Below are 26,361 nucleotides of genomic sequence, written 5' to 3' on the forward strand. Positions count from 1 at the left end.
ATAAATTCGAGAGTCTCAGATCCCCGACTTCTCTAAGAAGTCGGGGATCTTGTCGTTCACAAATAATCAAGCGATCGTACTTTTGCAAACACTACATTTTTATATAGTAGGGCGATGGCTACGCCCGCCGCAGGCATCGCAAACTTAAATTTGATGCTATGTAAGGTAACTTTTGTTTTCTCTGAAGCAATTTCTGTTTTCCTTAAAGTAACTTTTGTTTTCTTTGAAGCAACTTCTGTTTTCCCTGAACTAACTTCTGCTTTCGGGAAACTAACTTTTGTTTTCCTTGAAGTAACTTCTGCTTTCATAGTTCCGTGTTTCCCTCAGTCTGTAGTAGTTTCCGCTTTGACATTGGTTATTTAACAAAAATCAACAATTTTACGTATGGCAACTTTTTATACAATTGTTCACTATAGAGTAATGGTAAACTCAAAAAATGAGTATTAATTATGGCAAGGAAAAAGCGCAGTTCACGTATTCTCGAAAAAGCCGAAATGCGTCTAGCAAGTATTAAATCCATCAGTCCAACTCTGGATGTAGGGGAAGGATTAACGGTCACAGATTATACTGAAAAAATAGAAAAGATGCGACAATTACTGGAAGTGTATAATACTACTCTTTCTAGTATTGATGTTTTATTAACCCAGATTGTAGAAAATGAGGAACATTTAGCAGATTATTCAGAAAATATTCTGCGTGGAATTGCTTATAAATTTGGCAACAATAGCCATGAGTATCAAATGGCTGGAGGAACTCGAAAAAGCGATCGCAAGCGTGCAATGCGTCAAGGTATGGCTTTAAGTACTACCTCAAGCTAAAGCCAGAAAAATGTAGGTTGGGTGAAGCGATAGCGTAACCCAACAAAAATCTCGGAAACTCAAGACAAATATTGGTGTTGGGTTTCCTTACATCAAAACAATCAAGCGATCGCATTAATAATTAGTTTGAGAGCGAATTTCTTGTAAAATGTGGAAAATTTCGGCTTCTGATTCAATATGTTGTGCCAAAACTTGAGCAGTAACCTCTAGCACACGGTTAGAAAATAACTTAGCTACATCTTGGCGTAAACCTTGCCCAATATAAAATTTAAGTAATGCCTCACAAGACATATCTCGACTGTCGGCTATTTTTTTAAGCGATTCTAAGGTATCTGTAGGAATTTCTAAAGACACTGTTTCATGTGGGCGTGGGCGCAGTTGTAATGTATATAGCGGTTCTTGGTTGGATGAGGTACATTTCAACCCCGCAAGCGGGGAGGGGAGCGTTTGCGTCAGCAAATGCGGGGTGGGGTTCCGAGTGTATTACAAGCAAGTAAGAACCGCTATGTTCTTCTTCAGGGTTATTCATAAAGCTTCCTCTCTGTACGAGTAGCACAACGAGCAGAAATGATTTAGTCAAGACGTAGGATGTGTTAAAGGAAAGTAAAGTATTTACCACAAAGCTTGCGGTGCGTTACGGCTGTCACCTAACACACCCTACATATACTGATAACTGTTTACTGATAACTGTTCACTGATTTAATAAGGTGTTGCTTGAATAGTCATGGTTCTTTTTTGCGGATTAAACTGCATTTGATCCACTACATATTGTCTATCTTCAGCCACTGCTTGAATACCTAACAACTCCCCACGAGAAACTACAGGGGGAGCCAGCTTAACTTTTGCTGTACCTGTAGCTGAATTTTGAATTGTAAAAGTATTTAGTGGCAACCCATTCAAAGTTACTTGTTTAGCTGTGTGGTGTTTTTGTTCACCCCGGATAATTCTACGGCCATCACTTCTGTAAACTAAAGCTTTATTGTCGAATTGTACTTTGTCAATTTTATTTAGAGAAATAGAAAGGGTGTCACTACTACGCTGAATTTTTAAGGTTTGTTTTTGAGCATCTACTTGGATTATCTTACCACTTTGCGATTCTCCTCCCTTTAAAGAAATTTTTGCCAAATTTGGTAAGGCTATGGGCAATTCTACGAACTTTGATTTTGCTGGTGTTTGTGCTAGTAACAGATTTCCCGTCTTGACTTCTTTGGCGATCGCAGATATGGTGTATCCTGCCAGCAATGTTCCTGCTGCCAAGACTCCCGCAAACATTACCTTAAGAGAAGCTGTCATAGTCTTAACACGGTTACTTTATGTATTAATGCTTTATTTAACTTCCCTACTGATTATCAAGTTTCCGTAAAATAACGGAAAATCATTGGATTTTTTTAAGAAAATGTTGTAAAGGGCGTTAATCTATATTTTGGGTAATTCTTTGGAATACTTCTGTGACTTCAAATCCCAACCCAACCCCAGATCCAAATATTTTAGGTAAGTTTACTAGTGTAGTTGGTTTACTTGGTGCGGCGCTGTTCTTTGCAGGCTGGATTTACCGTTGGGCATACTTTAACTTTTTTCAACTAGAAATTTCTAACCTAGATTTACCTGCACAGTCCTTTCTCATTGTTCCCATACAAATATTTTTTGGGGATGGTTGGGCAATATGCAAAACAGCGATCGCTTTTTTGTTGGCGGCAATTGCCATTAATATGACGCTATGGTTAATTAGAGTTATCAGCGAGTTTGTTGTTAACCGCTTCCACGATTTATCAAATCGCATCATCAGTGTTACTCAAAATAAGCGGTCAGTAACAGCGAAATTTCTTTATTCTTTAGCTAACTATAGTTCTCAACAATTGCGGTTAGTAGATTTTTTGCGATCGCTAGTTAATGAAATTGTCATTGTCGCTTGGGTTTTAATCGTGATATTTTGGTTAGCCCAATGGCAAGGTGTAACTGATGCAAGGCGAGATGCTGGACAGAATTCTACCTTACCTGTAATTGCCTTAATTACCCCAGAAGAAAAATTTGTTGCCGGACGTAAACTTGATAATCCCTTTGCTGATCCCTCACTCAAAGGCTATAGAATAATTGGAGATAGAGGTTTATTTGAAGACTTACGCGGTAAAGAAGATACTGATATCAGTAATCCTCAACAGCCCAGAATTTGGCGCATACTTCTACAACGTGGCGGTTGGATTTATTTGTTTCCCACTTTACCGCCAAATGCAACACCTAATCAGCGTCCAGTTGTAATTGCGATTCAAGAAAATGATAAAGGACATTTGCTAATTCTCTCGCCAGAAGTTTCTAAAACTAATACTCCTTGAAAAGTTGAATATTAATCATGCTTTGCTTAAGGTAAAGAAGTATTTAGCTGGGCGACAGGTGAGTTATGGAATTCAATCAAAATCAGGCTGACACATTGGCGGCGTTACAAGAATTAATTGATGTGGTGGCAAAATTGCGATCGCCTGATGGTGGTTGTCCTTGGGATTTAGCACAAACTCCACAAACTCTAATACCCTATGTGATTGAAGAAGCTTACGAAGTGGTGGACGCAATTAAAAGTGATGATCAAACCGCCATTACTGAGGAATTAGGCGATTTACTCTTACAAGTTGTCTTACAAGCCCAAATCGCCAGCGAATATCAGCAATTTTCCCTCAAAGAAGTCGCCCAAGGTATTTCCCAAAAACTCATCCGTCGCCATCCCCATGTTTTTGGTGATGTGTCGGTGCAGAATGTTGATGAGGTGCGACAAAATTGGGAACAAATCAAAGCGGCGGAAAAAGGTGAACCAACCCCAGAAAAGCACCAACTCAGTGCTAAACTCAGCCGTTATGGGCGCACTCTTCCGCCGTTGATGGCGGCGATGAAGATTTCCCAAAAAGCGGCTGCGGTAGGCTTTGAATGGGAAAACATTGATGGTGTGTGGGCAAAGTTTCACGAAGAGTTGGCAGAGTTTCAACACGCTTTGGCTGAGGAAACGCCAGAACGCCAAGAATCTGAATTAGGGGATTTATTATTTGCCGTTCTGCAACTTGCCCGGTGGTATAATCTTGACCCTAGCACCGCTTTGCAAGGAACAAATCAGCGATTTGTGCAGAGGTTACAAAAAATGGAGGCAGTGGTTGACCGCCCCCTTTCTGATTACAGTTTGGATGAGTTAGAAACGCTCTGGCAACAGGCAAAAGCCCAACTTGCCAAGGAGCCTTAATACATACCAGTTTACAGTTTGATGGTAACAGTCTTAACTTCGGTGTATTGCTGTAAGCCATATTCACCTAGTTCACGACCGATACCCGATTGCTTGAAACCACCAAAGGGTGCAGCAGCATCAAATACGTCGTAGCAATTGACCCAGACTGTACCTGCACGAAGATTGTTAGCGATCGCATGAACTTTGGTAACATCCTGAGTCCAGACGGCGGCGGCGAGTCCGTACATGGTGTTATTCGCCCGTTCGATGACTTCGTTGATGTCTTTGAACTTGATAATGCTCATCACCGGGCCGAAGATTTCTTCTTGGGCTATTTTCATGTCATCACGCACATCGGCAAAAACTGTGGGGGCAATAAAGTAACCTTTGTCGCCTACTTGTTGACCACCACAAAGCATCTGAGCGCCTTCTCGCATCCCAGATTCGATGTAACTCATAACTTTGTGAAATTGCTCTTGGTCTACCTGCGGCCCTTGGTCTGTGGCAGAATCAAAAGGATCGCCGACAATTCGCTGTCTAGCTTTTTCCACAGTTCGAGCCACAAATTCGTCGTAGCATTTTTCTTCGACAAATAGCCGCGAACCCGCACAACAGCATTGACCTTGATTAAAGAATAAAGCTTCATGGGAACCTGCGATCGCTGCATCCATGTCTGCGTCAGCAAACACAATATTCGGACTCTTACCACCAAGTTCTAAGGTGACACGCTTTAAGTTACTTTTCGCAGCCGCTTCCATAATCAGGTGTCCCACTTCTGTGGAACCTGTGAAAGCAACTTTGTCAATGTCTCGATGATATGCGATCGCTGCCCCAGCAGTAGGGCCGTATCCTGATAAAAGATTCACTACCCCAGGGGGAAAACCAGCCTCAATAATTAACTCTCCCACCCGCAATGCTGATAACGGTGTTTGTTCCGCCGTTTTCATCACCACAGTATTACCAGTTGCCAAAGCCGGGGCTAATTTCCACGCCTGCATTAACAAGGGGAAATTCCACGGGATAATTTGCCCAACTATTCCCACAGGCTCATGACGGGTGTAGCAAAAGTAAGGGCCGTTAATCGGGATAGTTTTACCTTGGACTTTATCAGCCCAACCTGCATAGTAGCGATAACAGGCAATAACTAAACCCAAGTCTCCTAAAGAATCTTGTAATGGTTTGCCGTTATCCAGGGTTTCCAGTCGCGCTAACTCGTCAATATTCTGCTCAATTAAATCAGCTAACCGATAAAGCAACTCCCCACGACGGGTTGCGGACATATTGCGCCATTCCCCACTTTTAAAAGCGTGACGCGCTGCTTGCACTGCTTTATCGACATCGGCTGCATCTGCTTCGGCGACTTCGCAGATCATATCACCTGTACTTGGATTGATTGTTGCAAATCGGCGATCGCTGACACTATTTACCCACTCATTATTAATCAGCAGTTTGGTTGGGCCGATTTTGACCTGCTGTTTCGGTTCTTTCGTTGTAACCATCAGTCCCTCCTGAAGCTTTTGGAGAAAAATTGGCTGAAATCTATTAATTATGTTGTCGGGAATACAGTATGATGGACAATTTTCTTTATAAATCTTTTGAAAACCTTCTATTTTACATTAGTCCGCGCAGGTGGACTTTGTTCTGATAGCCGCGAATTCCATTCGTCGGGGCTAAATATTGATAAAATTACAACCTATGTATGATAACGTCTGTAAATTTCTTGCTGAATCATTAGTTATTGAAGCGATCAAAGACACCAGAATCCTCAGTAATCTTGCCGCATCAACAGCCGTGTTATCTGGGCTAGTATTAAATAAGGACGTGATTAAAAGAATTTTGCGGAGTGATATTATGCGCGAATCTGTAATTTATCAAGATATTTTACAAGAAGGTCTTGAGCAGGGTATTCAACAAAACACTCAAGAAATTGCCATCAAACTGATTAATAAAGGTATTAGTCTCGAAATAATTGCCGATGCCACAGGTTTAACTATTGAACAGTTGCAAAAATTACAGGCTCAAACAGAAGACATTCAACCCCAGTAACTTTATGCGTGAATCGGTTATTGATCAAGAGATTTGGCAAAAATGGTTTCAAGAAGGTTTTGAACTGGGTTTTAAACTAGGTTTTAAACTAGGTTTAGAACAAAAAGCTCAGGAAATTGCCAGAAATATGCTCATAAAAGGTTTTGATATTGCATTAATTGTTGAAGTGACTGATTTAAATGTCGAACAAGTTCAAAAATTACAAGCTCGAATAAAAAATACTGAGATTCAGTGATATTCAAACAAAATATTTAATTCCTTATGTCTTATAGTGACTTCTCCCTGGCAAAAGTCAAACGCGACTTCAACTTAAAAATAATTGAAAATGCACGTTTTTTACCAGAAATACAACCAATAAAACCTAGTCTTTATCTCCAAGAAGCACTAAGTGAAGGAATCCCACTAGCAACAGCGACAGGTTCAGAAAAAGCACGCTCCGAGTTAATTATTAGTCCTATTCTTTTAGAAGTCCGAAAAATATTAGAACGCAAAGTTAGCTTGTTTTCGGGTGAAGATTTTACAGTTGCACCAGATTTAGGCTTAAGTGGCGTGTGTGATTTTTTAATTAGTCGCTCACCTGAACAAATATTTATTGAAGCTCCTATTATTGTAATCATTGAAGCGAAAAAAGGTGATTTAAAGCCAGGTTTAGGTCAATGTGCCGCAGAAATGATTGCTGCACAAAAGTTTAATGAGACTAATAATATACCAATTAAGACAATTTATGGCAGTGTGAGCAGTGGCACTACTTGGAGATTTTTAAAATTAGCAGAGCAAACATTAAGTATTGATTTGACTAATTATACAGTTCCTCCCGTAGAAATTCTATTAGGAATGTTGGTTTGGATGGTACAAGAGGGTTAGTCAAAATCTAAATACTAATTACCTTGATAATTATCTAAGTTATTTAATTCATCCGCTAAAGAAGATAAATCCTGAAAAGTTGGAATTTTCATACTAATCAAAAATACTATTTGATTATTTTCAATATTTATATTAGTGACATTAACTACTGCTTTATCAGGAGATAAATCTAAACCTGGAACATTTATTGACTGATTTTTATACCCAGCATCATCAAGCCATTCCGAAATATTTCGCCAATTTTCTAACTTTTCATCAGACTTATCCAAGAGACTTTTGACATACCTGTACCAAATAAGTACATGAGTGTCTAACAATAATTTCATACTGCACCTTCACCCATCCAAAATTCATCAGGTAAAGGATCATTAAAATCATCGCTCATCCAAATTTCGCCTTCATGTAATCCCAATATTCTTTGCTGAGGAGTTTCTTGAGTTTTTTCAGGTTGAGCATATTTTTGTATTAAAAATTCCACAAAATCTAAGACCTGCTGTTGCTGTTCTGGTGCTAGATTTTGCAACTTGGCAATTAATTCTGAGGTGGTATCTACAACTTGAGTAGTCATCTCACCTTCTCCCTTGGGTACATCTGATTTTATGTTAGTTGTTTAGTCAGGCGATCGCCCTTGATTTGGTATTACTATAAAAATATGGGGAAACACTACGCGAATCCTGACCGCCTCATTCTCATCGCCTAAATTTACCAGAAAATACTTGACAAAATTACATATTTATACATCTGGCTACATACCTCCTCAACATCACTGATTTGCCAGAATATATGAGAAATATTAAGTTTTTGTTACATTTACTGAGCATTTGCTTTTATTATTTATTAATGTTTGTTAACAAAGTTTGCGATTTTTATATCGATTTATGTCAGTTAAGCGACAAAATGCCCATTTGGTAAGGTTTTTCTGATAAAAAACTCTTATTGCCGAAAAAAATCGTTAAACTTTGTGGGCAACTAATCCACAAAGAAATTTCAGTCGAGAACACGCATCAAAGGAGCAGAGGAAGCATGTTCACCCACGTCAAGTCCACCATTAGACACATTGCGCCTGATAACCTGGGCGGACGTAACTTCATTAAGGTGGTCTATGTCGTGCTTGAGTCCCAGTACCAGAGTGCATTGTCGCAAGCGGTTCGTACAATTAACACCAACAATCCTGACCTTGCGATTGAAATCAGTGGGTACTTGATTGAGGAACTCAGAGACCCCGAAAACTACGAAGAGTTCCAGCGCGATATACAAAGTGCCAATATTTTTATTGCCTCTCTGATTTTTATCGAAGACTTAGCACAGAAAGTAGTAGCAGCAGTAGAACCACACCGCGATAATCTAGACGTTGCTGTTGTTTTCCCCTCGATGCCAGAGGTAATGCGCCTAAATAAAATGGGCAGTTTTTCCTTGGCACAGTTGGGTCAATCGAAGAGTGCGATCGCACAATTCATGAAGAAACGCAAAGAAAAATCCGGTGCAGGATTCCAAGATGGAATGCTGAAACTATTGCGGACACTGCCCCAAGTGCTGAAGTTCTTACCGATAGATAAAGCACAGGACGCACGCAATTTTATGCTGAGTTTCCAGTATTGGCTGGGTGGTTCTCCAGAAAACCTGGAAAACTTCTTGCTGATGCTGGCTGATAAATATGTATTAAAAGATGTTGAAAAACAAAAAGTTGCATCTTTAGAATATCAAGCACCAGTAGTTTACCCAGATATGGGGATTTGGCATCCTTTAGCCACAACCATGTATGAGGATGTTAGAGAATATCTCAACTGGTACAGCGCCCGCCGGGATATCCCCCAAGATTTAAAAGATCCTTTAGCACCCTGTGTAGGGTTAGTATTACAACGCACTCACCTAGTTACTGGTGATGATGCCCATTACGTGGCGATGGTGCAGGAGTTGGAAGCATTAGGCGCAAGGGTAGTACCTGTGTTTGCCGGTGGTTTAGACTTCTCCAAACCTGTGGATGCTTACTTCTACGAACCAACTACAAATACACCGTTAGTTGATGCTGTAATTTCCTTAACTGGTTTTGCCTTAGTTGGCGGCCCCGCTAGACAAGACCATCCCAAGGCAATTGACGCACTCAAACGCTTAAATCGCCCTTACATGGTGGCATTGCCTTTAGTATTCCAAACTACCGAAGAATGGTTAGATAGCGATTTAGGCTTACATCCAATTCAAGTTGCTTTACAAATTGCGATTCCTGAACTTGATGGGGCGATTGAACCGATTATATTATCAGGTAGAGATGGGGCAACTGGGAAAGCGATCGCACTCCAAGACCGTATCGAAGCAGTAGCCCAACGTGCTTTGAAATGGGCTAACCTCCGCCGCAAACCCAAATTAAACAAAAAAGTCGCCATCACCGTTTTCAGTTTCCCCCCCGACAAAGGCAACGTCGGTACAGCCGCATACCTAGATGTATTCGGTTCAATTTACGAGGTGATGCACGCACTCAAAAACAACGGCTACGACGTGCAGGACTTACCAGAAAACGCGAAAGAGTTGATGGAACAAGTCATCCACGACGCACAAGCACAGTACGCCAGCCCCGAACTCAACATTGCTTATAAAATGTCAGTCCCCGAATACGAAGAACTGACACCATATTCCCAACGCCTAGAAGAAAACTGGGGGCCACCACCAGGACACCTCAACAGCGACGGACAAAACTTATTAATTTACGGTAAGCAATTTGGTAACGTCTTCATCGGTGTTCAGCCAACATTCGGTTACGAAGGCGACCCCATGCGGTTATTGTTCTCCCGTTCCGCCAGCCCTCACCACGGCTTCGCTGCTTACTACACTTACCTAGAAAGAATTTGGGGTGCTGATGCTGTACTGCACTTTGGTACACACGGTTCCTTAGAATTCATGCCCGGTAAGCAAATGGGGATGTCCGGCGAATGTTACCCAGATAACCTAATTGGTACAATTCCCAACCTGTACTACTACGCCGCCAACAACCCCAGCGAAGCGACAATTGCTAAACGTCGCAGTTACGCCGAGACAATTTCTTACCTGACACCACCCGCAGAAAACGCTGGGTTGTATAAAGGGTTGAAAGAACTCAGCGAATTAATTGCTTCTTACCAAACCTTAAAAGATAGCGGTCGCGGTATCCCCATCGTCAACACGATTATGGATAAATGTCGCATCGTCAACCTAGATAAAGATATTAACTTGCCCGAAACCGATGCCAAAGATATGACCCCCGAAGAACGGGATAATATTGTCGGCAGCGTCTACCGCAAGTTAATGGAAATTGAATCTCGGTTGTTACCTTGTGGTTTGCATGTCATTGGTAAACCGCCAAGTGCAGAAGAAGCGATCGCCACCCTTGTAAATATCGCCAGCCTAGACCGTCAAGAAGAAGAAGTTCTCAGCTTACCCCGCATCATCGCTAACAGCATTGGGCGCAACATTGACGAAATTTACCAAAATAGCGACAGAGGCGTATTAGAAGATGTCCAACTACTACAAGACATCACCCTAGCCACCCGCGCCGCCGTCCGCGCCTTAGTACAAGAACAAACCGATGCAGAAGGCAGAGTTTCTTTAGTTTCCAGGTTGAATTTCTTCAACATGGGCAAAAAAGAACCTTGGGTAGAATCACTGCACAAATCAGGTTATCCCAAAGTTGACAACTCAGCCTTGAAACCTCTATTCGAGTATTTAGAATTCTGTTTGCAACAAGTTTGTGCAGACAACGAACTAGGTGCATTACTCAAAGGCTTAGAAGGCGAATACATCCTTCCTGGCCCTGGTGGCGACCCCATCCGTAACCCGGATGTATTGCCCACAGGGAAGAATATTCACGCCCTAGACCCCCAATCAATTCCCACGGCTGCGGCTGTCCAATCAGCGAAAATCGTTGTCGATAGACTTTTGGCACGGAATAAAGCCGAAAACAACGGTAATTGGCCGGAAACCATCGCCTGTGTTCTCTGGGGAACAGATAACATCAAAACCTACGGCGAATCCCTAGCCCAAATTATGTGGATGGTTGGTGTACGTCCGGTTCCTGATGCTTTGGGACGGGTGAACAAGTTAGAGTTAATCCCCTTAGAAGAATTGGGAAGACCCAGAATTGACGTTGTAATTAACTGTTCTGGAGTATTCCGCGACTTGTTCATCAACCAGATGAACCTGTTAGACCAAGGGGTGAAGATGGCGGCGGAAGCGGATGAACCATTAGAAATGAACTTTGTCCGCAAACACGCACTGCAACAAGCTGAAGAAATGGGAATTAACCTGCGTCAAGCAGCCACCCGCGTTTTCTCTAACGCTTCCGGTTCTTACTCGTCAAATATCAACTTGGCAGTAGAAAACAGCACCTGGGATAGCGAAGCCGAGTTACAAGAAATGTACCTCACCCGTAAATCCTTCGCCTTCAGTGCCGATAACCCCGGCATGATGGAACAATCTCGGAAGATTTTTGAAAGCACCCTCAAAACTGCTGAGGCGACTTTCCAAAACCTGGATTCCTCCGAGATTAGTTTAACGGACGTTTCCCATTACTTCGACTCTGACCCCACCAAGGTTGTCTCAAGTCTGCGTGGCGATGGCAAAACACCAGCATCTTACATTGCAGACACCACCACAGCTAACGCCCAAGTCCGCACATTATCCGAAACCGTGCGCTTAGATGCCCGTACCAAACTATTAAATCCCAAGTGGTATGAAGGTATGCTATCTCACGGTTACGAAGGTGTGCGCGAACTCTCCAAACGGTTGGTAAACACAATGGGTTGGAGTGCGACAGCCGGCGCAGTGGACAACTGGATTTATGAGGATGCGAACGAAACCTTCATCAAAGATGAAGAAATGCAGAAACGCTTGATGAACCTCAACCCCCATTCTTTCCGCAAGATGGTTTCCACATTGTTGGAAGTGAATGGTCGCGGTTATTGGGAAACTAGCGAGGAGAATTTAGACCGCCTCCGCGAGTTGTACCAAGAAGTTGAAGACCGAATTGAAGGCATAGAATAGGATGATATGGGCAGGCTTTACGCCTGCCTTAATCTTTCAGTCTGGAATATCACTATGAATGCTTTAACCGTCAACCTTCAATCAGTATTGGAACTGACAGATGAGCAGTTTTTTAATCTATGTCAAGTAAACCGTGACTTGAAATTTGAACGCACTGCTACGGGAGAATTAATTATCATGCCACCCACGGGGGGAGAAACGGGAAATAAAAACGCTAGAATTACTCAACAAGTAATGAATTGGACTGATGCTGATGGTACTGGCATTGCTTTTGATTCTTCTACTTGTTTTAAATTGCCTAAAGGTGGCGATCGTTCTCCTGATGCTGCTTGGATAAAGTTAGAACGATGGAATGCTTTAACTGAGGAACAAAAAGAAAAATTTCCCCCCATTTGTCCTGATTTTGTAATTGAGTTACTTTCGCCGAGTGATAGTTTGAAGGTTGCACAGGAAAAGATGAGGGAATATATAGACAATGGTGTGCGGTTAGGTTTGTTAATTAATCGTAAATCTCGTCAGGTAGAAATTTATAGACAAGGTAAGGAAGTAGAGGTTTTGGAATCTCCTGCTACAGTATCAGGGGAAGATATTTTAAATGGTTTTGTTTTGAATCTAGCAATGATTTGGTAATTTAGGATGTAGAAGAGCCAGAGGTGATTTTCCAATGGATAAATTAACTCGGTATCGCCAGCTTGTACTACAAATATTACGGGAATATAGTGAGCAAAAACCATCTCACGGAAATATAGAAGTTGAGACAATTTTCGATAAAGAACGCGACCATTATCAAATCGTTCATGTAGGCTGGGAAGGTCAAAATTGGGTACATAGTTGTATTATCCACATTGACATCAAAGGTAGCAAAATTTGGCTTCAGTGGAATGGTACAGAGGATGATATTGCGGCTAATTTGGTAGCTGCGGCAGTTCCCAAAGAAGATATTGTGTTAGGTTTTCAGTCGCCTTTTATGAGGCAGTTTACAGAATATGCAGTTAGTTAAGAAATATATTTAAGCATAAATTAATCAATCTTAAATATTATTTTTATGCAATATGGTATCAACATTGTTGCAGTTAAATGGTCGCGGTTATTGGGAAACTAGCGAGGAGAATTTAGACCGCCTCCGCGAGTTGTACCAAGAAGTTGAAGACCGAATTGAAGGGATTGAGTAGATTGGATTAGTAAGTATTTTTCTAATCTTTAAGACTGATATTATATACGTTGGAGCCACTAAAGGCTCCTTTTTTTTAGTTAAAATTTATAGGAAAATTACTGCTGATTAAATTTGCAGTGATCTATTCATAATCGAAATCATCAATAACACTCAAATAGGAAATCCCGAATGGCTAAGATCGCACTACTAATCGGTGTTGATGAATACGAACCTGGATTCAATCCTCTTCCAGCAGCAGGGAAAGATATTGAAGCATTACGTCGAGTTTTACAAGATCCTGAGATGGGAGATTTTCATGAGCTAAAAAGCTTAAAAAATCCTGATCCTCAGATAATGCAATATGAAATTGAAGCAATTTTCTCAGAGCGAACAAAAGAAGATTTAATCCTTTTGTATTTTTCTGGTCATGGTATTAAAGATGATGCGGGTAACTTATATTTTGCAACCCGCGCAACCAAGAAAAACTTAAAAGGAGAATTAGTTAGGTCTACAGCAGTTCCAGCTAGTTTTATCCATGAAGTTATGAAACGCAGTCGAGCTAAACGTCAGGTAATTATCTTAGACTGCTGTTTTAGTGAAGCATTCGACCCAATTTTATTTGCAAAAAATGATAATTCTATTGATTTACGACATCAACTAGGTTCAGAAGGGCGTGTGGTTCTTGCATCTTCTAGTTCTACTGAATATTCTTTTGAACAAGAAGGGGCAGAAGTATCTGTTTATACTCGCTATTTAATAGAAGGAATTGAGACAGGCGCAGCAGACACAGACAACGATGGCAATATTTATGTACATGAACTGCACGATTACGCTAAGGCAAAAGTTCAAGAAGTAAAGCCTAACATTACACCAAAGATTCTTCTTGATAAGGAAGGATTTAACATCCTTATAGCTAAAGCACCAATTAAAGAAAGAAATGTAATCAACCTTATTACAGAAGATGGTTCAAGATTAACTACAGAAGATGGCTTGGGACTAATTACGGAAGATAGCTCAATAGATACTGCTCAGATACCTACTATAAATCCTAATATCAATCAAACTGAAAATGTTCTCAAGCTTTATCAAATTGGTAAAGTTATGGGCGCGGGAAATGATGTAGTTGCTGATAATGATTATCTTGGCTTTCATCATTATGTTAAAGCCTTTTCTGACCTCATTGAGTCACCCTATACCAAGCCTCCTTTAACTATTGGCATCTTTGGATCGTGGGGTATGGGCAAGTCGTTTTTACTTGACCATATTACTAGAGAACTACAAAAACGTCAGGAAAAGCGTTGCAAAACACAAGAACCGCAAACTAATCCACCCATACCATTTGTTCATATCGTCAAGTTCAATGCTTGGGAATATAGTGCAGCAAAACACATTTGGCCAGGACTTGTGCGGAAAATCATGAATCAATTAGAAAAAGAGCTTTACTGGGGTTTTCCTGGATTATTTGGAAAGAAGTTTTTACTCAACCTGAAACGTGAGTTTGAAGAAAATAAAAGTAAAATAATTTTATTTTTCGCTATATTATCAGGTTTTCTAGTTTTAAATCTTTTTAAGTTCAAACTTAATTTTCAGCTAATTTGGGGTGCATTATTAGCATTAGGAGTCACAGGAGTATTCAAGCTTGTAGCTGATACATTATCTAAACCTCTTAGTCAGTGGATTGAAGCTGTATTAAAAGGAACTGACTATGGGAAACAGATTAATTATATGGAAGAAATTCATTCTGATCTAGAATTACTTGCACGGAGACTAAAAAATAATAATGGTAGAGTCTTAATAATCATAGATGATTTAGATCGATGTGAACCACAGAAAGCTGTTGAAGTTTTACAAGCTGTAAATTTACTGCTTAACTTTAAGAGCTTTATTGTGTGTCTGGGTATTGATGCTCGTATTATTACCCGTGCAGTGGAAAAACATTATAGCCATGTGTTAGGTGCAGCAGGAGCTTCTGGATACGAATATCTAGACAAAATTGTACAAATACCATTCCGCATTCCAGAACCTAACCCAGACGAAATTAAATTGTTCATTTCAGAACAATTAGGAAATCCTCAAAAACCATCAGCTTCTAACAATGCTTTACCCAATACCTCTGTTCAAACTGAACAAATTCCAACAATTACAACTCCAGATACTGCTACAAGCAATGACTCACAGTTTGATATAAACACTACTCAGCCCCAGGCTTTAAAAACCGAAGATGAAATTGTTAAAAATCCAATAGTAAAACCTGATGAACAACCTTCTTTAGAAGCATTTAGCTATGATGAACTAGAAGCATTCCAGCATTTTGTCCGATACCTAAGACCAAACCCTCGCCATTTAAAAAGATTGATTAATGTCTATCGTCTTGTTCGTACTTTAGCAGAATATAGGGGAGAAGAGTTCATATTAAATAATCCTTTTGCAACTATTCGCTGGTTGGTAGTATGTGGACAATGGCCATACACTACTTATGCAATGTTGTATTACTTTGGTGAAATGTTAGAGCGTATTGAAGAAAGCAAAATGCAGTCACTACCAGAAGATGTTGACCCATTAGAATATCTTCACAAAGAGGTTATTGCACAATTTCATAAAAATAGCAGTGCATTATTGAAGCAGAGGAAATTAGACCATGATCCAGATTTATTAAGGATGCTATTGCAACGGGAGGAAGGTCGCTTAACTTGGGATGAACTAGATAAACTTCGTCAGTATACAGTTAATTTTAACCCAGCAGTTGAAGCTACTCTTAAAGCAGAGGTTCCTGTATCTCTCCCAATAGATTAATAGAGGATATGTGATCGCTTTTGGGAATGTGGAGTGCGATCGCTCATCTCTCCATACAGGCGATCGCATTCGGGAATGTGGAGTGCGATCGCCTGCACAATTAGTATAATTTATCTAGCCCATATTAATAGAACAAAATGCCAGCTAAGGACATTTACCATGATGCTGTTAAAAATGCCTTAATTAAAGATGGCTGGACAATTACGGCTGATCCTTATTTTTTGCAGTATGAAGATGCTGAACTTTATGCTGATTTATTTGTAGAAAAAGCCTTACTAGCAGAGCAAGAAGGAAGGAAAATAGTTGTTGAAATAAAAAGCTTTATCAGCCCTTCTCTGATGAAAGATTTCCAAAATGCTCTAGGTCAGTATATTTTATACCGTGACATTTTACAACTAGCAAATAAAAACTATGAGATATATCTAGCGATTAGAGATACAATATTTGATACCTTTTTTCAACGAAAATCTGTTCAAGCAGTTGTAGAACTTCATCATATTAAACTGATTGTATTTAACAATGAAAGAGAGGAAATTAATTTATGGACAAAGTAGTAGTGTATCGGAAGTTAATTAAACAGGTGCTTACTGAATATGATAATTTATCTCGCAAATCGCCTGAAACTAATTACGAAACTTGTCTAGCATTTGATGAAAATCATGATAATTATCTCTGGTTAGCCGTAGATTGGCAAGGCAGCAAACGAATTAAATATACTTATGTTCATATTCGGATTAAGAATGAAAAAATTTATATAGAGGAAGATTATACAGAGGAGGGAATAGCAGATGAATTAATGAGATTAGGTGTAACAAATAATGATATTGTGCTGGCTTTTCATCCTCCTGATGTAAGGAAATTTACAGATTTTGCAACAGCTTAATCAATTGCTAGTTTTTTATACAGGCGATCGCTTTTGAAAATGTGTAGCGTACGATCGCTCATCATGATAAACAGGCGATCGCTTTTGACAATGTTTAGAGTGCGATCGCTCTTGGCTAATGGCATGATATAGGAAGTAAGCAATGAGCCAACACAATGCAAAAGCCGCTTAAACAAATGGTTGTATCCGACCCAAAAGTAATGATGGGTAAACCTGTAATTGCAGGTACGCGCATCACAGTTGAGTTAATTCTAGAAAAATTAGCTGCGGGTGAACCCCCAGAACAAATTTTAGAATCACATCCACGACTCACACGCGAAGCAATTCAAGCAGCTTTAGCTTTTGCGGCTGAGGCTTTAAGATATGATGTGATTTATCCTGTTGTTGAGAACGCTTCTTGAAATTCTTAGCAGATGAAAATTTAGATTTGCAGATTGTTGAGCGTTTGCGCCAAGATGGTCATTTAGTGTGGTACGTTGCTGAAATGGAGCCAGGAATTTCAGATGATGTAGTGCTGGATTTGGCTAATCAAGAAGAAGCGATATTATTAACATCAGACAAAGATTTTGGTGAGTTAGTTTTCCGTTTACGTCGTATTGCTTCAGGTGTTGTATTAATTCGATTAGCAGGGTTATCTACAATCAGCAAATCAGAGAGTATTGCCAATGCTATTAATCAACACAACTCTGAATTACTGGGAGCTTTTACTGTTATTACACCAACAGCAATTCGTATTCGTCGGCTTGGAAATTAAATACTGCAAATAAAATCTATTTTACTATGCTAAAGGCAGGCGTTAGCGCAGCTTACCGTGGGTATCGCTTATACTAAATTATGAGTCAAACAGATAAACTACTAGCTAAGATATTATCAGGCACATCAGACAGAAATATTGCTTTTGAGCAGTTGTGTCAACTACTAATTAAACTAGGGTTTGATGAGCGCATTCGCGGTAGCCATCACATATATACAAAAGATGGTGTAGAAGAAATCTTAAATCTGCAACCCAAACAAGGAAAAGCTAAAGCGTATCAAGTCAAGCAAGTCCGTGAAGTGATTATTAAATATCAACTAGGAGAACAAGATGAATCTGCGATATGAGATTAATATTTACTGGAGTGAAGAAGACCAAGCATTTATCGCAGAAGTACCAGAATTACCTGGATGTGCTGCTGATGGTGAAACTTATCAAGCAGCACTGCAAAATGTAGAAATTATTATGCAGGAATGGATTGAAACTGCTCAAGATTTAGGTCGTCCAATTCCTGAACCAAGACAGCGTTTGATGTCTGCTTAGGTGAGAAAAATATAAATCGCGATCATATTTTTATACAGGCGATCGCATCCGTAATGCGTAGAGTGCGATCGCTCATTTTGAAAAACAGGCGATCGCTAACCGTGTCATCATAGAATCAGCAACTATATATTAGAAATAAGGCTATGCTAAAAACACTTTGGGCTACTGTCAGACAAGGAAAAATAGAACTGCTAGAGTCTGCGGAATTAACAGAAGGAACAAAAGTGCTAGTGACGTTGCTTTCTGATGATGAAAATGAATTTTGGCTTCAAGCTAGTCAAAAATCATTAGATGCAGTTTGGGATAATACTGAGGATGATGTCTATGCTCAACTACTCTAAAAATGACATCATTTTAGTTCAGTATCCCTTTTCAGATTTGTCAACTTCAAAAGTTAGACCTGCTGTTGTAGTCAGTATGCAACACATTTCTCAAGATATTTTTATTACGCCTTTGACAAGCAAAACTGAAGCATTATTAGAAGGCGAGTTTGTGTTGTCTGAATGGAAAGCAGCAGGTCTAAATGTAGCAACAGCAGTTAAAAGAGGATTATATACAGTCCATAAAAGCTTGGTTGTAAAAGTAATTGGCAAGTTAGCTGATGCTGATGCTGAATTGTTAGAGCAATCCTTGAAAGGTTGGTTGGGACTGTAATACAAAATACCATTATTTATGGCAATATCTCAAAACTGAAAATTGAATATTTTAATCAGGCGATCGCATTTGGGAATGTGGAGTGCGTTAGCGTAGCTTACCGGAGGTAGAGGTATCGCTCATGATGCCACACAGGTGATCGATTTAGTCTTATGTAGAGTGCGATCGCCCATGATGACAAACAGGCGATCGCTTTGGGAATGTGGAGAGGTGCGATCGCCTAAATAATACACTAAGATACCGAAAGCAATTAATTTATCCTTTTTTAGATACAGCCGGACTATTCCATAAATACCAGCGCCAAGGCAAGTCTACACCTTTAGTCAAACCAATGCGCGTAGTCTGAATTAGCGCCAGATTTCCTTGTTCTAGCTGTTGTTGAAACTCAGGACGGCGGTGTTCTAACCAGAGTGCTTGACCAAATTCTAGGGGTGTTGCATTCAATGTCAAATCAATCTTCAAAGCACGGCAAAGTTTACCCGGCCCGGCGGCGATGCGATGTGGCTTGAGTTTTTCTTGATGATTAACCCAGGTAGGGACTTGCGCTAACTCCAAGGCGCGGAGAAGCACAGCACTAGGAATTCCATCTTTGTCAGTTACCACATTCAAACAGTGGTAAACACCATAAATTAAATACACATAAGCTTTTCCAGCCGCATCAAACATGACCTGATTGCGAGTAGTCCGACTGCGATAAGCGTGCATTGCTGGATCTTCCGGTGCATAGGCTTCTGTCTCGACAATCATTCCCCGAAAAATCCTACCATCTGGCATTTGTCTAACTAAAGTACAGCCAATTAATTCAGGAGCCACTAAAGTTGAGGGACGAGTCAGCCAAGTTGCATTAATGTCAGAGGTCATAGACTAGGGGCTGGAGGCTAGGGACTAGAGGTTAGTATTTTTACTCAGCACTCAGCACTTCAAGTATGAATACTTTGCTGGATAGGAACTTCAATGCGAAATTCTGTACCTTGCCCTGGTTGTGAATCACATTGAAAAATACCACCATGCTTATCTACCACAATTTGGTAACTAATTGATAGTCCCAAGCCTGTACCCTTACCTACAGGTTTAGTGGTGAAAAATGGGTCAAAGACTCTTGTTTTTACAGCTTCTGGTATGCCTAATCCATTGTCTTTGATGTAAATTACCACGCTCGGCACATTTTTGTTCATCTCACCAACGGTAGTGCGAACGGTAATTTGATGTTGATGAGTGGCTGAGGTGGATTCTGGGTGATATTCTAAAGCGTCGATCGCATTGCTCAACACATTCATAAATACTTGGTTGAGTTGTCCTGCATAACACTCTACCAATGGCAAATCACCATACTCTTTAATAACTTGAATGTCAGCACTATCGGATTTCGACTTCAAGCGGTGCTGTAAAATCAGTAGGGTACTATCAAGACCTTCGTGAATATCTACTACTTTCATTTCCGCTTCATCCAAGCGAGAGAAATTCCTCAAGGACATGACGATTTGGCGGATGCGTTCTACACCAACGCTCATCGAAGCGAGAGTTTTGGGTAAATCTTGTGAGAGAAATTCTAAGTCAATATCTTCTAGGCGATCGCTAATTTCCTCACTAGGTTTAGGATATTGTTTCTGATAAAGGTTGAGCATTCCCAGTAAATCATCTGCATACTCCCGCACATGAGATAAATTGCCATAAATAAAATTCACGGGATTATTAATTTCATGAGCCACACCAGCCACTAACTGACCTAGTGAAGACATTTTTTCGGTTTGGATGAGTTGAGTTTGGGTAGTTTGTAACTCATGCAAGGCTTCGGTTAATTTTTGGGTTTGTTGTTTAGTATGGGCTAGTAAATCAGCTTGCTCTAGGGCGACAGACAGTTGAGTTGCTACTTGGGTAGTAAATTGTATTTCAGAAGTTTCCCATTCTCGCGGTTGAGTGCATTGGTGAATACACAATAAACCCCAGAGTTCATGACCTTTAACCAGAGGAACTACTAAATTGGCTTGTATCTGAAGTTTTTCCAATAAGTTTAAATAGCAAGGGTTAAGTCCAGAGTTGTGAACGTCAGTAATCACATGCACTCTTCCTTGACGATGCAAAGCAATATATTTTTGCTTAAAGCAAGTGTCTTGAATTTTTAAAGCAAGTGTCGAGACAAACCCAGGTAAAATATCCTCTGCTACGACTTCACCCGTATCTAGTTCTGCATTGGGGTCAAAGCGATAAACTACAACTCGGTCAGCATTTAAAGTCCGCCGCACTTCATGGGCTGTTGCACTAAAAATTGTCTCTAAATCCAGCGATTCCCGCAGTTTAGTTACTACTTCAAATAATATTTGGCGTTGTTCGGCCGCTTTTCGCAAATCAGCAGCTTGTTGCTGAGTTTGCATCAGTAATTGGGCTTGTTGCAGGGCTATACCTAATTGGGCTGCAATTTGACTGAGAAAGTTAACTTCTGACGGCTTCCATTCACGGGGGCCAGAATGTTGATATGTGCAAAGTAAACCCCAGAGTTTTTGCCCGACAAAAATGGGAGCTAAAACAAAAGCATGAATGTGATAATACTCTAAATTATCTAAATGGCACTGGTTAAAGCCCATTTGATAGATATCATCCACAGCAAATGTTTCGTTGTGGCGGTAACGCCCTCCTTCGGTTTTTTGCAGGTAGGTGTCATTCCAAACTGTATTTACCGCTATTTTGCTTTCATTTGTCCAATGGGGGCTAGTCGCTTCAAAATCACCAACAAATTCACCACCCCAATCTTCGGTAAACCGATAAACCGAAACGCGATCGCCTTTGACTAACTGACAGACTTCTTTGGTGGTAATTTGAAAAATCTGATCTATATCCAACGACTCCCGAATTTTAGCAATCACGCCAAATACGGCTTGTTGTTGTTGATATGTGCGTTCTAGTTCAACTGTGCGCCTTTTTACTTGATGTTCTAAATTGTGATTAAAGCCTTGTACTTGTTGATAAAGTTCATATTGTTGAACTGCTGAGGCAAAATGTTTAGCAAGTTCTCTGGCTAGTTCAATATCTGCGTCTGTCCATTTTTGGGCTTGGGCTGTTTTTGATTCTTTCCAAACATCAAAAGATAACCGGGGATATAACTGGCGGCGATCGCGGTCAAATTGACCAGCCCATAAGGTTTCTGTGTCGATTTCATTACGAAAGATACTCAAATAACCAACTAATTGCTGACGATAACATAGGGGAATCATCAACAAACTACGAATTTTTGTTGGTTTAAAAGTTGGTTGCAAAATTCGCAAACTTGCAGTTTGATAAATATCATCAATTGCCCAAACATCATATTCGCCAGACTGATAATGTTCTTGCCAGACGTTATACTGCTCCATTAAGGGATAAATCGTATCTTGGGGAATTTCTGGCTGTTGTCCACTGGTATAAATTTGAATGCAGTCACTCCCAGGAATTAAACATTCTTTCAGACTTTTAATTTGATTATTGGCAGCTTGAAAAGCTGTGTTTCTCATACACAATCTCCCACCAGCACCTTGAAAGGCGGCGACAGCAGCTTCTAATGCTGGTTGTAAAACAATTGTCGGTAGGGAATGTAGCAGGGTAGCAATGCGATTAATTACACTTTCTCGTTCGGCTTTGGCGCGGGCTTGGGCGAGAAGATAACTTTGGGCGATCGCCACCGATAATTGATCTACAACCATTTGCATCGCTTCTAATTCATAAAGTGAAATAGAATGCGCCTGGGAATGATGAGATACCAGCAATCCCCACAGTTGATGTTGATGGAAAATCGGCGCAACGACGCAAGATTTAACTCCCATCGCCGTTAAGTATTCCGCGTGACAAGGATCTACAGGACGGTAACGAATATCTTCTACTTTCAGTTCGCCTGTTTCTAAAACACTCATCGGGCTGTGACCAATCTGTTGCAATTCCACATTCACAACAGAACGTACCCTTGATTTAGTAAACAATTCACGCGCATGAGGCGGAATATCATCGGCGGGAAAATTCAGTCCCAACAGCGAAGGTAAACGCTGTTCATGAATAGATTCACTCACCACTTTACCCGTACCATCCGGATGAAATTGATAAATCATTACTCGGTCAGTTCCCAATAAACAGCGTACTTCTGCTGTTGTGGTTGCAATAATTTCTTCTAACTCTAATGTTTGACGAATACGATTTGTTATCCGGCGCAGGAGACTCTCTTGATCAAGTCTTGTCCGCAAGTTTGGATCTGCTAGTTGGGACATTGTTTTTAAGTTTAAAAAATTTGAAATTAAATATCTATCTTGTCAGCGATAAATCTAAAAACATTGTGAATTTTCTATAATCTATTTGTCTACAGTAAAACCACGGTCAAAATACAGTGAATACTCCTAGGTTTTTGTTACAGGTTTTTACATTGTTTTTTTTACAAAAAAAATCCCATCATTTTATAGATTTTTGATAAATTTTTCCTAGTAAAAAGTTTAAAAAGGTCAGATATTTATGTTTTTCCAAAAAAATAGAGACCAGAACTAAACTGTGTCTCTATTGTTAAATATTAATTCTGCCTTGCGGCTGATTACTCAGAGAATTAAACTCTGTTATTATCAGCAAAACGGATTCTTAAATAGTCTTCTTCCATCTTGGCACCAGCCGGCTGTAGTGCTGCTAAAGCTTGTGGTAAAACCAAATTACGGCGATGATTACCAATTGTGATATTCAACTCATCACCTGTTTTACTTAGCTGAATTTGGTGCTTTGGAATACCTGGTAAATACAGTTCTAAACTGTATTCATTCTTATCTTGTACGACTCTAACTGTTGTTTCTTTGTAATAAACTTGGCTAGGGTCTTCGTCTTTGTAGAGAATTTCTTTGAGTCTTTCTAGTGCCGCTAATCCACACATTTCTTCTGAAAATAGTGGCACTTCTTTGACTGGTAGAGGATGGAAATTTTCGTGAATTTCTTGACGATACTGTTCTTGATTTTGTTTCCAACGTTGGAAAAATGGATCTTCCACTTCCGGCGGAATAATCCTGTTAGCAACTACTAAATCTGTAGCTACATTGTATAAGCTTAAATAAGCATGGGCGCGTAGCGATTCTTTAATCACCATCTTTTCGGGATTGGTGACAAGACGTACAGAAGTTTGGGTATTATCTGTTAATACCTTTTCCAGCGCCTCAATTTGTTCATAAAATTCGTAAGGTGCATCCATTACCTCTTTGTCGGGTAGAGAAAAACCCGCAATTGGTTTAAAAATTGGTTCCACTAAAGGACGCAACGCTACAGAGATATTTTGAAATGGTTTGTAAAAGCGGCGCATATACCAACCGCCGACTTCTGGTAAGCTTAACAAGCGCAAAGCTGTGCCGGTGGGGGCTGAGTCAATAATCAAAACATCAAAATCCCCTTCATCATAATGGCGTTTCATTCTCACCAAGCTGAAAATTTCATCCATTCCTGGTAGAATTGCCAATTCTTCGGCTTGCACGCCTTCTAAGCCCCGCGCCTGCAAAACCTGAGTAATGTATCGCTTCACAGCACCCCAGTTACCTTCCAGTTCTTGCAGTGCGTCTAGTTCTGCACCCCACAAGTTTGGGCGAATTTGTTTGGGCGCATGTTCTAGTTCTAAATCAAAACTATCGGCTAAGGAATGGGCGGGATCTGTACTTAAAACTAGTGTACGATAGCCCAGTTCTGCACAACGAAGTCCCGTAGCGGCAGCAACAGAGGTTTTTCCCACACCGCCTTTGCCTGTCATCAAAATTACTCGCATTATCTCGAATCTATAAGGTTTTTAGCTTGTGAGTCCTCTAAAATGCTCAATTAATGCTCAAAGAGGGGGTGGTTAGTTTTGCAGCTAAATATCAAGTATGAATTTCATACTCAATCTCTCTGCCAAAAAAACACTCATCTTTTATTATTACGTAATTTTCTGACTCACAAGTTGCCCAATCCTAAATTCGTCGAGGAATTTAGACCTGAATCCTTACCGCAAAAGTATGAAGAAACGAACCGCAAAGGACGCAAAGGACACGAAGTTATAAGAGTTTGAGATAGTTATTGCTTAAGTCCTATAGAAGTCAGAAGTCAGGAGTCAGAATGGTTAATAGATCACAGTTTTGCTAGACAGAGATTTTCACAGTTTCAAACAGGTTTCTCAGCCAAAATCTAAAATCTAAAATCCAAATTCCAAAATTGGTATGAGTCGTTATTTGATTAATCCCATCTCATATAAACCTTGGTGCAGTCTTTTGGCTTCTGCGAGATTTTGCTGCTGTTCGTGGAGGAGAATGGCATTTTTAAATGCTGTCAGACTAGCTTGGAGATTACCAACTTTTAGCTGTACTACGCCTAAATTTTGATATGCTTCTGCGTAATAAGGATTTAATTTGATGACTTTTTGATAACAAGCGATCGCATCAGTAAATAAATTCAAAGCCTTTAATGTCATCCCTAAGTTATAGTATCCAGTCGCAAAATCTGGGTCAATCTTTAAAGCTGTTTCGTAAGCTTTTTTGGCGTTGTTTAAATCGCCTGCATCTTTGAGTAAGTTACCTAAATTGTTATATGCTCCTAACTTGAGCATGGGATAAATCGGTAATTTAATCGCAGCTTGATAGTGTTCTAGGGCTGATTGCGGCTGTTTTAAATGATTGTACGCAATCCCTAAATGATAATGGAGTTCATATAAAATTTCGTAGTTTTCTGTTGATTGATTTGCCGTCACCCAATCTTGGGATGACTTACCACTAGCTTGCTTGAGTCCCCGGAGCAATAATTCTACACCTTGAGAAATTTTGCCAGTTTCAACGTAAAGCGCCCCTAATTTACTGCAAACATAAGGATCATTGGGATGGGTGGCGAGAAACTCTAACATTGCAGCTTGGGCTTTAATGTATTTATTATTTTGAGCGATCGCTCTTTTTTGATACCCTGTATGCAGAATTGCTACACCCTGCAAATAACCAACTTGCCAATGCGGTTCTTTTTGTATAATCGTCGCTACACTATCATCAACTAAGGCATGATAAGGCCGCTCAAAGCGAATTTCGGGATGATTGCGAAACAACCGCGAAACCAAAGAATAGGGAGATTGAACCGCACCAATTTCTTGGCGGATGAGATTGATTAAGATATATTCATCACTTTGAATTGCATCTTGTATCTGTGGCACAATGCTGGGGTTGAGTATTTCATCTGCATCTAACACCAACACCCAATCACCAGTAACATATTTTAAAGCGGCATTCCGAGCAGTACTAAAGTTATTAGTCCATTGGAAATGATGTACTTTTGCGCCGAATTGCTGGGCGATTTCGGGAGTGCGATCGCTAGAACCTGTATCTAACACTACCATCTCATCCACGAAATCCTTAACACTATTTAAGCACTTCGGTAGCGTAGTTTCTTCATTTTTTACAATCATGCACAGACTAATACTCATATGCGAACTTCAATTTATTTACTTATATTTATTAAACATAGGTGATGCACTTGCACAAATTCAGCACTTAGCAATTTTAAATCGGTTGCTCACAAATCTACTCCCAGTCTCTTCGCGTAGTTTACAAATTCAACCGGATTGCTACATGACAACTCTACTTGCTACCAGCCAATGCTTAACACTTTATTACAATAGATTGGCAAAACAGTGAAGTACACTATCTTGCT

29 protein-coding genes are annotated in these 26,361 nt (G+C 40.1%); 18 read left to right on the plus strand and 11 right to left on the minus strand.

Features of this window, described 5'->3' with window-relative positions; genetic code table 11:
- Positions 1 to 56: 56 nt before the first annotated feature.
- Entirely contained in the window at positions 57 to 308 is a 252-nt protein-coding gene (locus H6G74_RS13050) for a hypothetical protein (RefSeq protein WP_190968072.1), read from the minus strand.
- Between the two features lie 141 nt (positions 309 to 449).
- Between H6G74_RS13050 and H6G74_RS13055 the strand changes: the two genes are divergently transcribed.
- Positions 450 to 818, plus strand: a complete 369-nt coding sequence (locus tag H6G74_RS13055; RefSeq protein ID WP_190670626.1) for a hypothetical protein — start codon at positions 450 to 452, stop codon at positions 816 to 818.
- A gap of 114 nt (positions 819 to 932) precedes the next feature.
- On the opposite strand, the gene H6G74_RS13060 is transcribed toward H6G74_RS13055, so the two are convergent.
- The gene (locus H6G74_RS13060) at positions 933 to 1,172 is read right to left on the minus strand and encodes a hypothetical protein (protein ID WP_313888479.1); all 240 of its coding nucleotides are present in this window, start codon (positions 1,170 to 1,172) and stop codon (positions 933 to 935) included.
- 345 nt (positions 1,173 to 1,517) lie between these two features.
- Positions 1,518 to 2,111, minus strand: a complete 594-nt coding sequence (locus tag H6G74_RS13065) for a hypothetical protein (RefSeq protein ID WP_190968074.1) — start codon at positions 2,109 to 2,111, stop codon at positions 1,518 to 1,520.
- Positions 2,112 to 2,266: 155 nt separating this feature from the next.
- On the opposite strand from H6G74_RS13065, the gene H6G74_RS31895 reads away from it, so the two are divergent.
- Entirely contained in the window at positions 2,267 to 3,148 is an 882-nt protein-coding gene (locus H6G74_RS31895) for a hypothetical protein (RefSeq protein ID WP_190968075.1), read from the plus strand.
- A 65-nt stretch (positions 3,149 to 3,213) separates the two neighbouring features.
- Positions 3,214 to 4,038, plus strand: coding sequence for a nucleoside triphosphate pyrophosphohydrolase (gene mazG / locus H6G74_RS13075; RefSeq protein WP_190968076.1), 825 nt, complete (start codon positions 3,214 to 3,216; stop codon positions 4,036 to 4,038).
- Between the two features lie 11 nt (positions 4,039 to 4,049).
- Here mazG and H6G74_RS13080 read toward each other — a convergent pair whose 3' ends face one another.
- Positions 4,050 to 5,519, minus strand: a complete 1,470-nt coding sequence (locus tag H6G74_RS13080; protein ID WP_190968077.1) for an aldehyde dehydrogenase family protein — start codon at positions 5,517 to 5,519, stop codon at positions 4,050 to 4,052.
- Between the two features lie 196 nt (positions 5,520 to 5,715).
- Between H6G74_RS13080 and H6G74_RS13085 the strand changes: the two genes are divergently transcribed.
- From H6G74_RS13085 to H6G74_RS13095, 3 genes are read left to right on the plus strand one after another with little or no spacing between them, the layout of a single operon-like run.
- Positions 5,716 to 6,066 carry an Rpn family recombination-promoting nuclease/putative transposase gene (locus tag H6G74_RS13085; RefSeq protein WP_190968078.1) on the plus strand — a complete coding sequence of 117 codons (351 nt, stop codon included), beginning with the start codon at positions 5,716 to 5,718 and terminating at the stop codon, positions 6,064 to 6,066.
- A 4-nt stretch (positions 6,067 to 6,070) separates the two neighbouring features.
- A complete protein-coding gene (locus H6G74_RS13090; RefSeq protein WP_190968079.1) occupies positions 6,071 to 6,301 on the plus strand; it encodes a hypothetical protein in 231 nt (76 codons plus the stop codon).
- A 26-nt stretch (positions 6,302 to 6,327) separates the two neighbouring features.
- Entirely contained in the window at positions 6,328 to 6,930 is a 603-nt protein-coding gene (locus tag H6G74_RS13095; protein WP_190968080.1) for a hypothetical protein, read from the plus strand.
- Between the two features lie 14 nt (positions 6,931 to 6,944).
- Here H6G74_RS13095 and H6G74_RS13100 read toward each other — a convergent pair whose 3' ends face one another.
- Positions 6,945 to 7,256: a hypothetical protein gene (locus H6G74_RS13100; RefSeq protein ID WP_190968081.1), complete on the minus strand. Its 312-nt coding sequence runs from the start codon at positions 7,254 to 7,256 to the stop codon at positions 6,945 to 6,947.
- Positions 7,253 to 7,498 carry a type II toxin-antitoxin system VapB family antitoxin gene (vapB, locus tag H6G74_RS13105; RefSeq protein ID WP_190968082.1) on the minus strand — a complete coding sequence of 82 codons (246 nt, stop codon included), beginning with the start codon at positions 7,496 to 7,498 and terminating at the stop codon, positions 7,253 to 7,255. Before vapB ends, H6G74_RS13100 begins: the two co-directional genes overlap by 4 nt.
- Positions 7,499 to 7,953: 455 nt before the next feature.
- Here vapB and H6G74_RS13110 point away from each other — a divergent pair, with 455 nt between their 5' ends.
- From H6G74_RS13110 to H6G74_RS13135, 6 genes are all read left to right on the plus strand, one after another.
- Positions 7,954 to 11,940 (plus strand): magnesium chelatase subunit H, encoded by a 3,987-nt coding sequence (locus H6G74_RS13110; protein ID WP_190968083.1) that lies wholly within the window; start codon positions 7,954 to 7,956, stop codon positions 11,938 to 11,940.
- Positions 11,941 to 11,994: 54 nt separating this feature from the next.
- Positions 11,995 to 12,570: a Uma2 family endonuclease gene (locus H6G74_RS13115; protein WP_190968084.1), complete on the plus strand. Its 576-nt coding sequence runs from the start codon at positions 11,995 to 11,997 to the stop codon at positions 12,568 to 12,570.
- Between the two features lie 34 nt (positions 12,571 to 12,604).
- Complete coding sequence (locus tag H6G74_RS13120; protein WP_190968085.1) at positions 12,605 to 12,940, plus strand: XisI protein; 336 nt, start codon at positions 12,605 to 12,607, stop codon at positions 12,938 to 12,940.
- Between the two features lie 342 nt (positions 12,941 to 13,282).
- Entirely contained in the window at positions 13,283 to 15,886 is a 2,604-nt protein-coding gene (locus tag H6G74_RS13125; protein ID WP_190968086.1) for a caspase, EACC1-associated type, read from the plus strand.
- 137 nt (positions 15,887 to 16,023) lie between these two features.
- The gene (locus H6G74_RS13130; protein ID WP_190968087.1) at positions 16,024 to 16,440 is read left to right on the plus strand and encodes a XisH family protein; all 417 of its coding nucleotides are present in this window, start codon (positions 16,024 to 16,026) and stop codon (positions 16,438 to 16,440) included.
- Positions 16,428 to 16,769 carry a XisI protein gene (locus H6G74_RS13135; protein WP_190968088.1) on the plus strand — a complete coding sequence of 114 codons (342 nt, stop codon included), beginning with the start codon at positions 16,428 to 16,430 and terminating at the stop codon, positions 16,767 to 16,769. The genes H6G74_RS13130 and H6G74_RS13135 overlap by 13 nt, the downstream gene beginning before the upstream one ends.
- Here H6G74_RS13135 and H6G74_RS31520 read toward each other — a convergent pair.
- Positions 16,766 to 16,894: a hypothetical protein gene (locus tag H6G74_RS31520; RefSeq protein ID WP_277927151.1), complete on the minus strand. Its 129-nt coding sequence runs from the start codon at positions 16,892 to 16,894 to the stop codon at positions 16,766 to 16,768. The genes H6G74_RS13135 and H6G74_RS31520 overlap by 4 nt on opposite strands.
- Before the next feature lie 30 nt (positions 16,895 to 16,924).
- Here H6G74_RS31520 and H6G74_RS13140 point away from each other — a divergent pair, with 30 nt between their 5' ends.
- From H6G74_RS13140 to H6G74_RS13165, 6 genes are all read left to right on the plus strand, one after another.
- Positions 16,925 to 17,170: a DUF433 domain-containing protein gene (locus tag H6G74_RS13140; RefSeq protein WP_190968089.1), complete on the plus strand. Its 246-nt coding sequence runs from the start codon at positions 16,925 to 16,927 to the stop codon at positions 17,168 to 17,170.
- Positions 17,167 to 17,523, plus strand: coding sequence for a DUF5615 family PIN-like protein (locus tag H6G74_RS13145; protein ID WP_190968090.1), 357 nt, complete (start codon positions 17,167 to 17,169; stop codon positions 17,521 to 17,523). The genes H6G74_RS13140 and H6G74_RS13145 overlap by 4 nt, the downstream gene beginning before the upstream one ends.
- A gap of 80 nt (positions 17,524 to 17,603) precedes the next feature.
- Positions 17,604 to 17,870 carry a type II toxin-antitoxin system HicA family toxin gene (locus tag H6G74_RS13150; RefSeq protein WP_190968091.1) on the plus strand — a complete coding sequence of 89 codons (267 nt, stop codon included), beginning with the start codon at positions 17,604 to 17,606 and terminating at the stop codon, positions 17,868 to 17,870.
- On the plus strand, positions 17,854 to 18,066 hold the full coding sequence (locus H6G74_RS13155; protein ID WP_190968092.1) for a type II toxin-antitoxin system HicB family antitoxin: 213 nt from the start codon (positions 17,854 to 17,856) through the stop codon (positions 18,064 to 18,066). Before H6G74_RS13150 ends, H6G74_RS13155 begins: the two co-directional genes overlap by 17 nt.
- Positions 18,067 to 18,209: 143 nt before the next feature.
- Entirely contained in the window at positions 18,210 to 18,407 is a 198-nt protein-coding gene (locus H6G74_RS13160; RefSeq protein ID WP_190968093.1) for a hypothetical protein, read from the plus strand.
- On the plus strand, positions 18,391 to 18,720 hold the full coding sequence (locus H6G74_RS13165; protein WP_190968094.1) for a type II toxin-antitoxin system PemK/MazF family toxin: 330 nt from the start codon (positions 18,391 to 18,393) through the stop codon (positions 18,718 to 18,720). The genes H6G74_RS13160 and H6G74_RS13165 overlap by 17 nt, the downstream gene beginning before the upstream one ends.
- A 255-nt stretch (positions 18,721 to 18,975) precedes the next feature.
- On the opposite strand, the gene H6G74_RS13170 is transcribed toward H6G74_RS13165, so the two are convergent.
- From H6G74_RS13170 to H6G74_RS13185, 4 genes are all read right to left on the minus strand, one after another.
- Positions 18,976 to 19,581, minus strand: a complete 606-nt coding sequence (locus H6G74_RS13170) for a DNA-3-methyladenine glycosylase (RefSeq protein ID WP_190968095.1) — start codon at positions 19,579 to 19,581, stop codon at positions 18,976 to 18,978.
- A 59-nt stretch (positions 19,582 to 19,640) separates the two neighbouring features.
- Complete coding sequence (locus tag H6G74_RS13175; RefSeq protein ID WP_190968096.1) at positions 19,641 to 22,949, minus strand: GAF domain-containing protein; 3,309 nt, start codon at positions 22,947 to 22,949, stop codon at positions 19,641 to 19,643.
- Between the two features lie 326 nt (positions 22,950 to 23,275).
- The gene (locus tag H6G74_RS13180) at positions 23,276 to 24,463 is read right to left on the minus strand and encodes a TRC40/GET3/ArsA family transport-energizing ATPase (RefSeq protein ID WP_190968097.1); all 1,188 of its coding nucleotides are present in this window, start codon (positions 24,461 to 24,463) and stop codon (positions 23,276 to 23,278) included.
- 435 nt (positions 24,464 to 24,898) lie between these two features.
- Entirely contained in the window at positions 24,899 to 26,134 is a 1,236-nt protein-coding gene (locus H6G74_RS13185) for a glycosyltransferase (RefSeq protein ID WP_190968098.1), read from the minus strand.
- Positions 26,135 to 26,361 lie beyond the last annotated feature (227 nt).

It is taken from the genome of Nostoc spongiaeforme FACHB-130 (assembly GCF_014698475.1).
Classification (GTDB): Bacteria; Cyanobacteriota; Cyanobacteriia; order Cyanobacteriales; family Nostocaceae; genus Nostoc_B; species Nostoc_B spongiaeforme.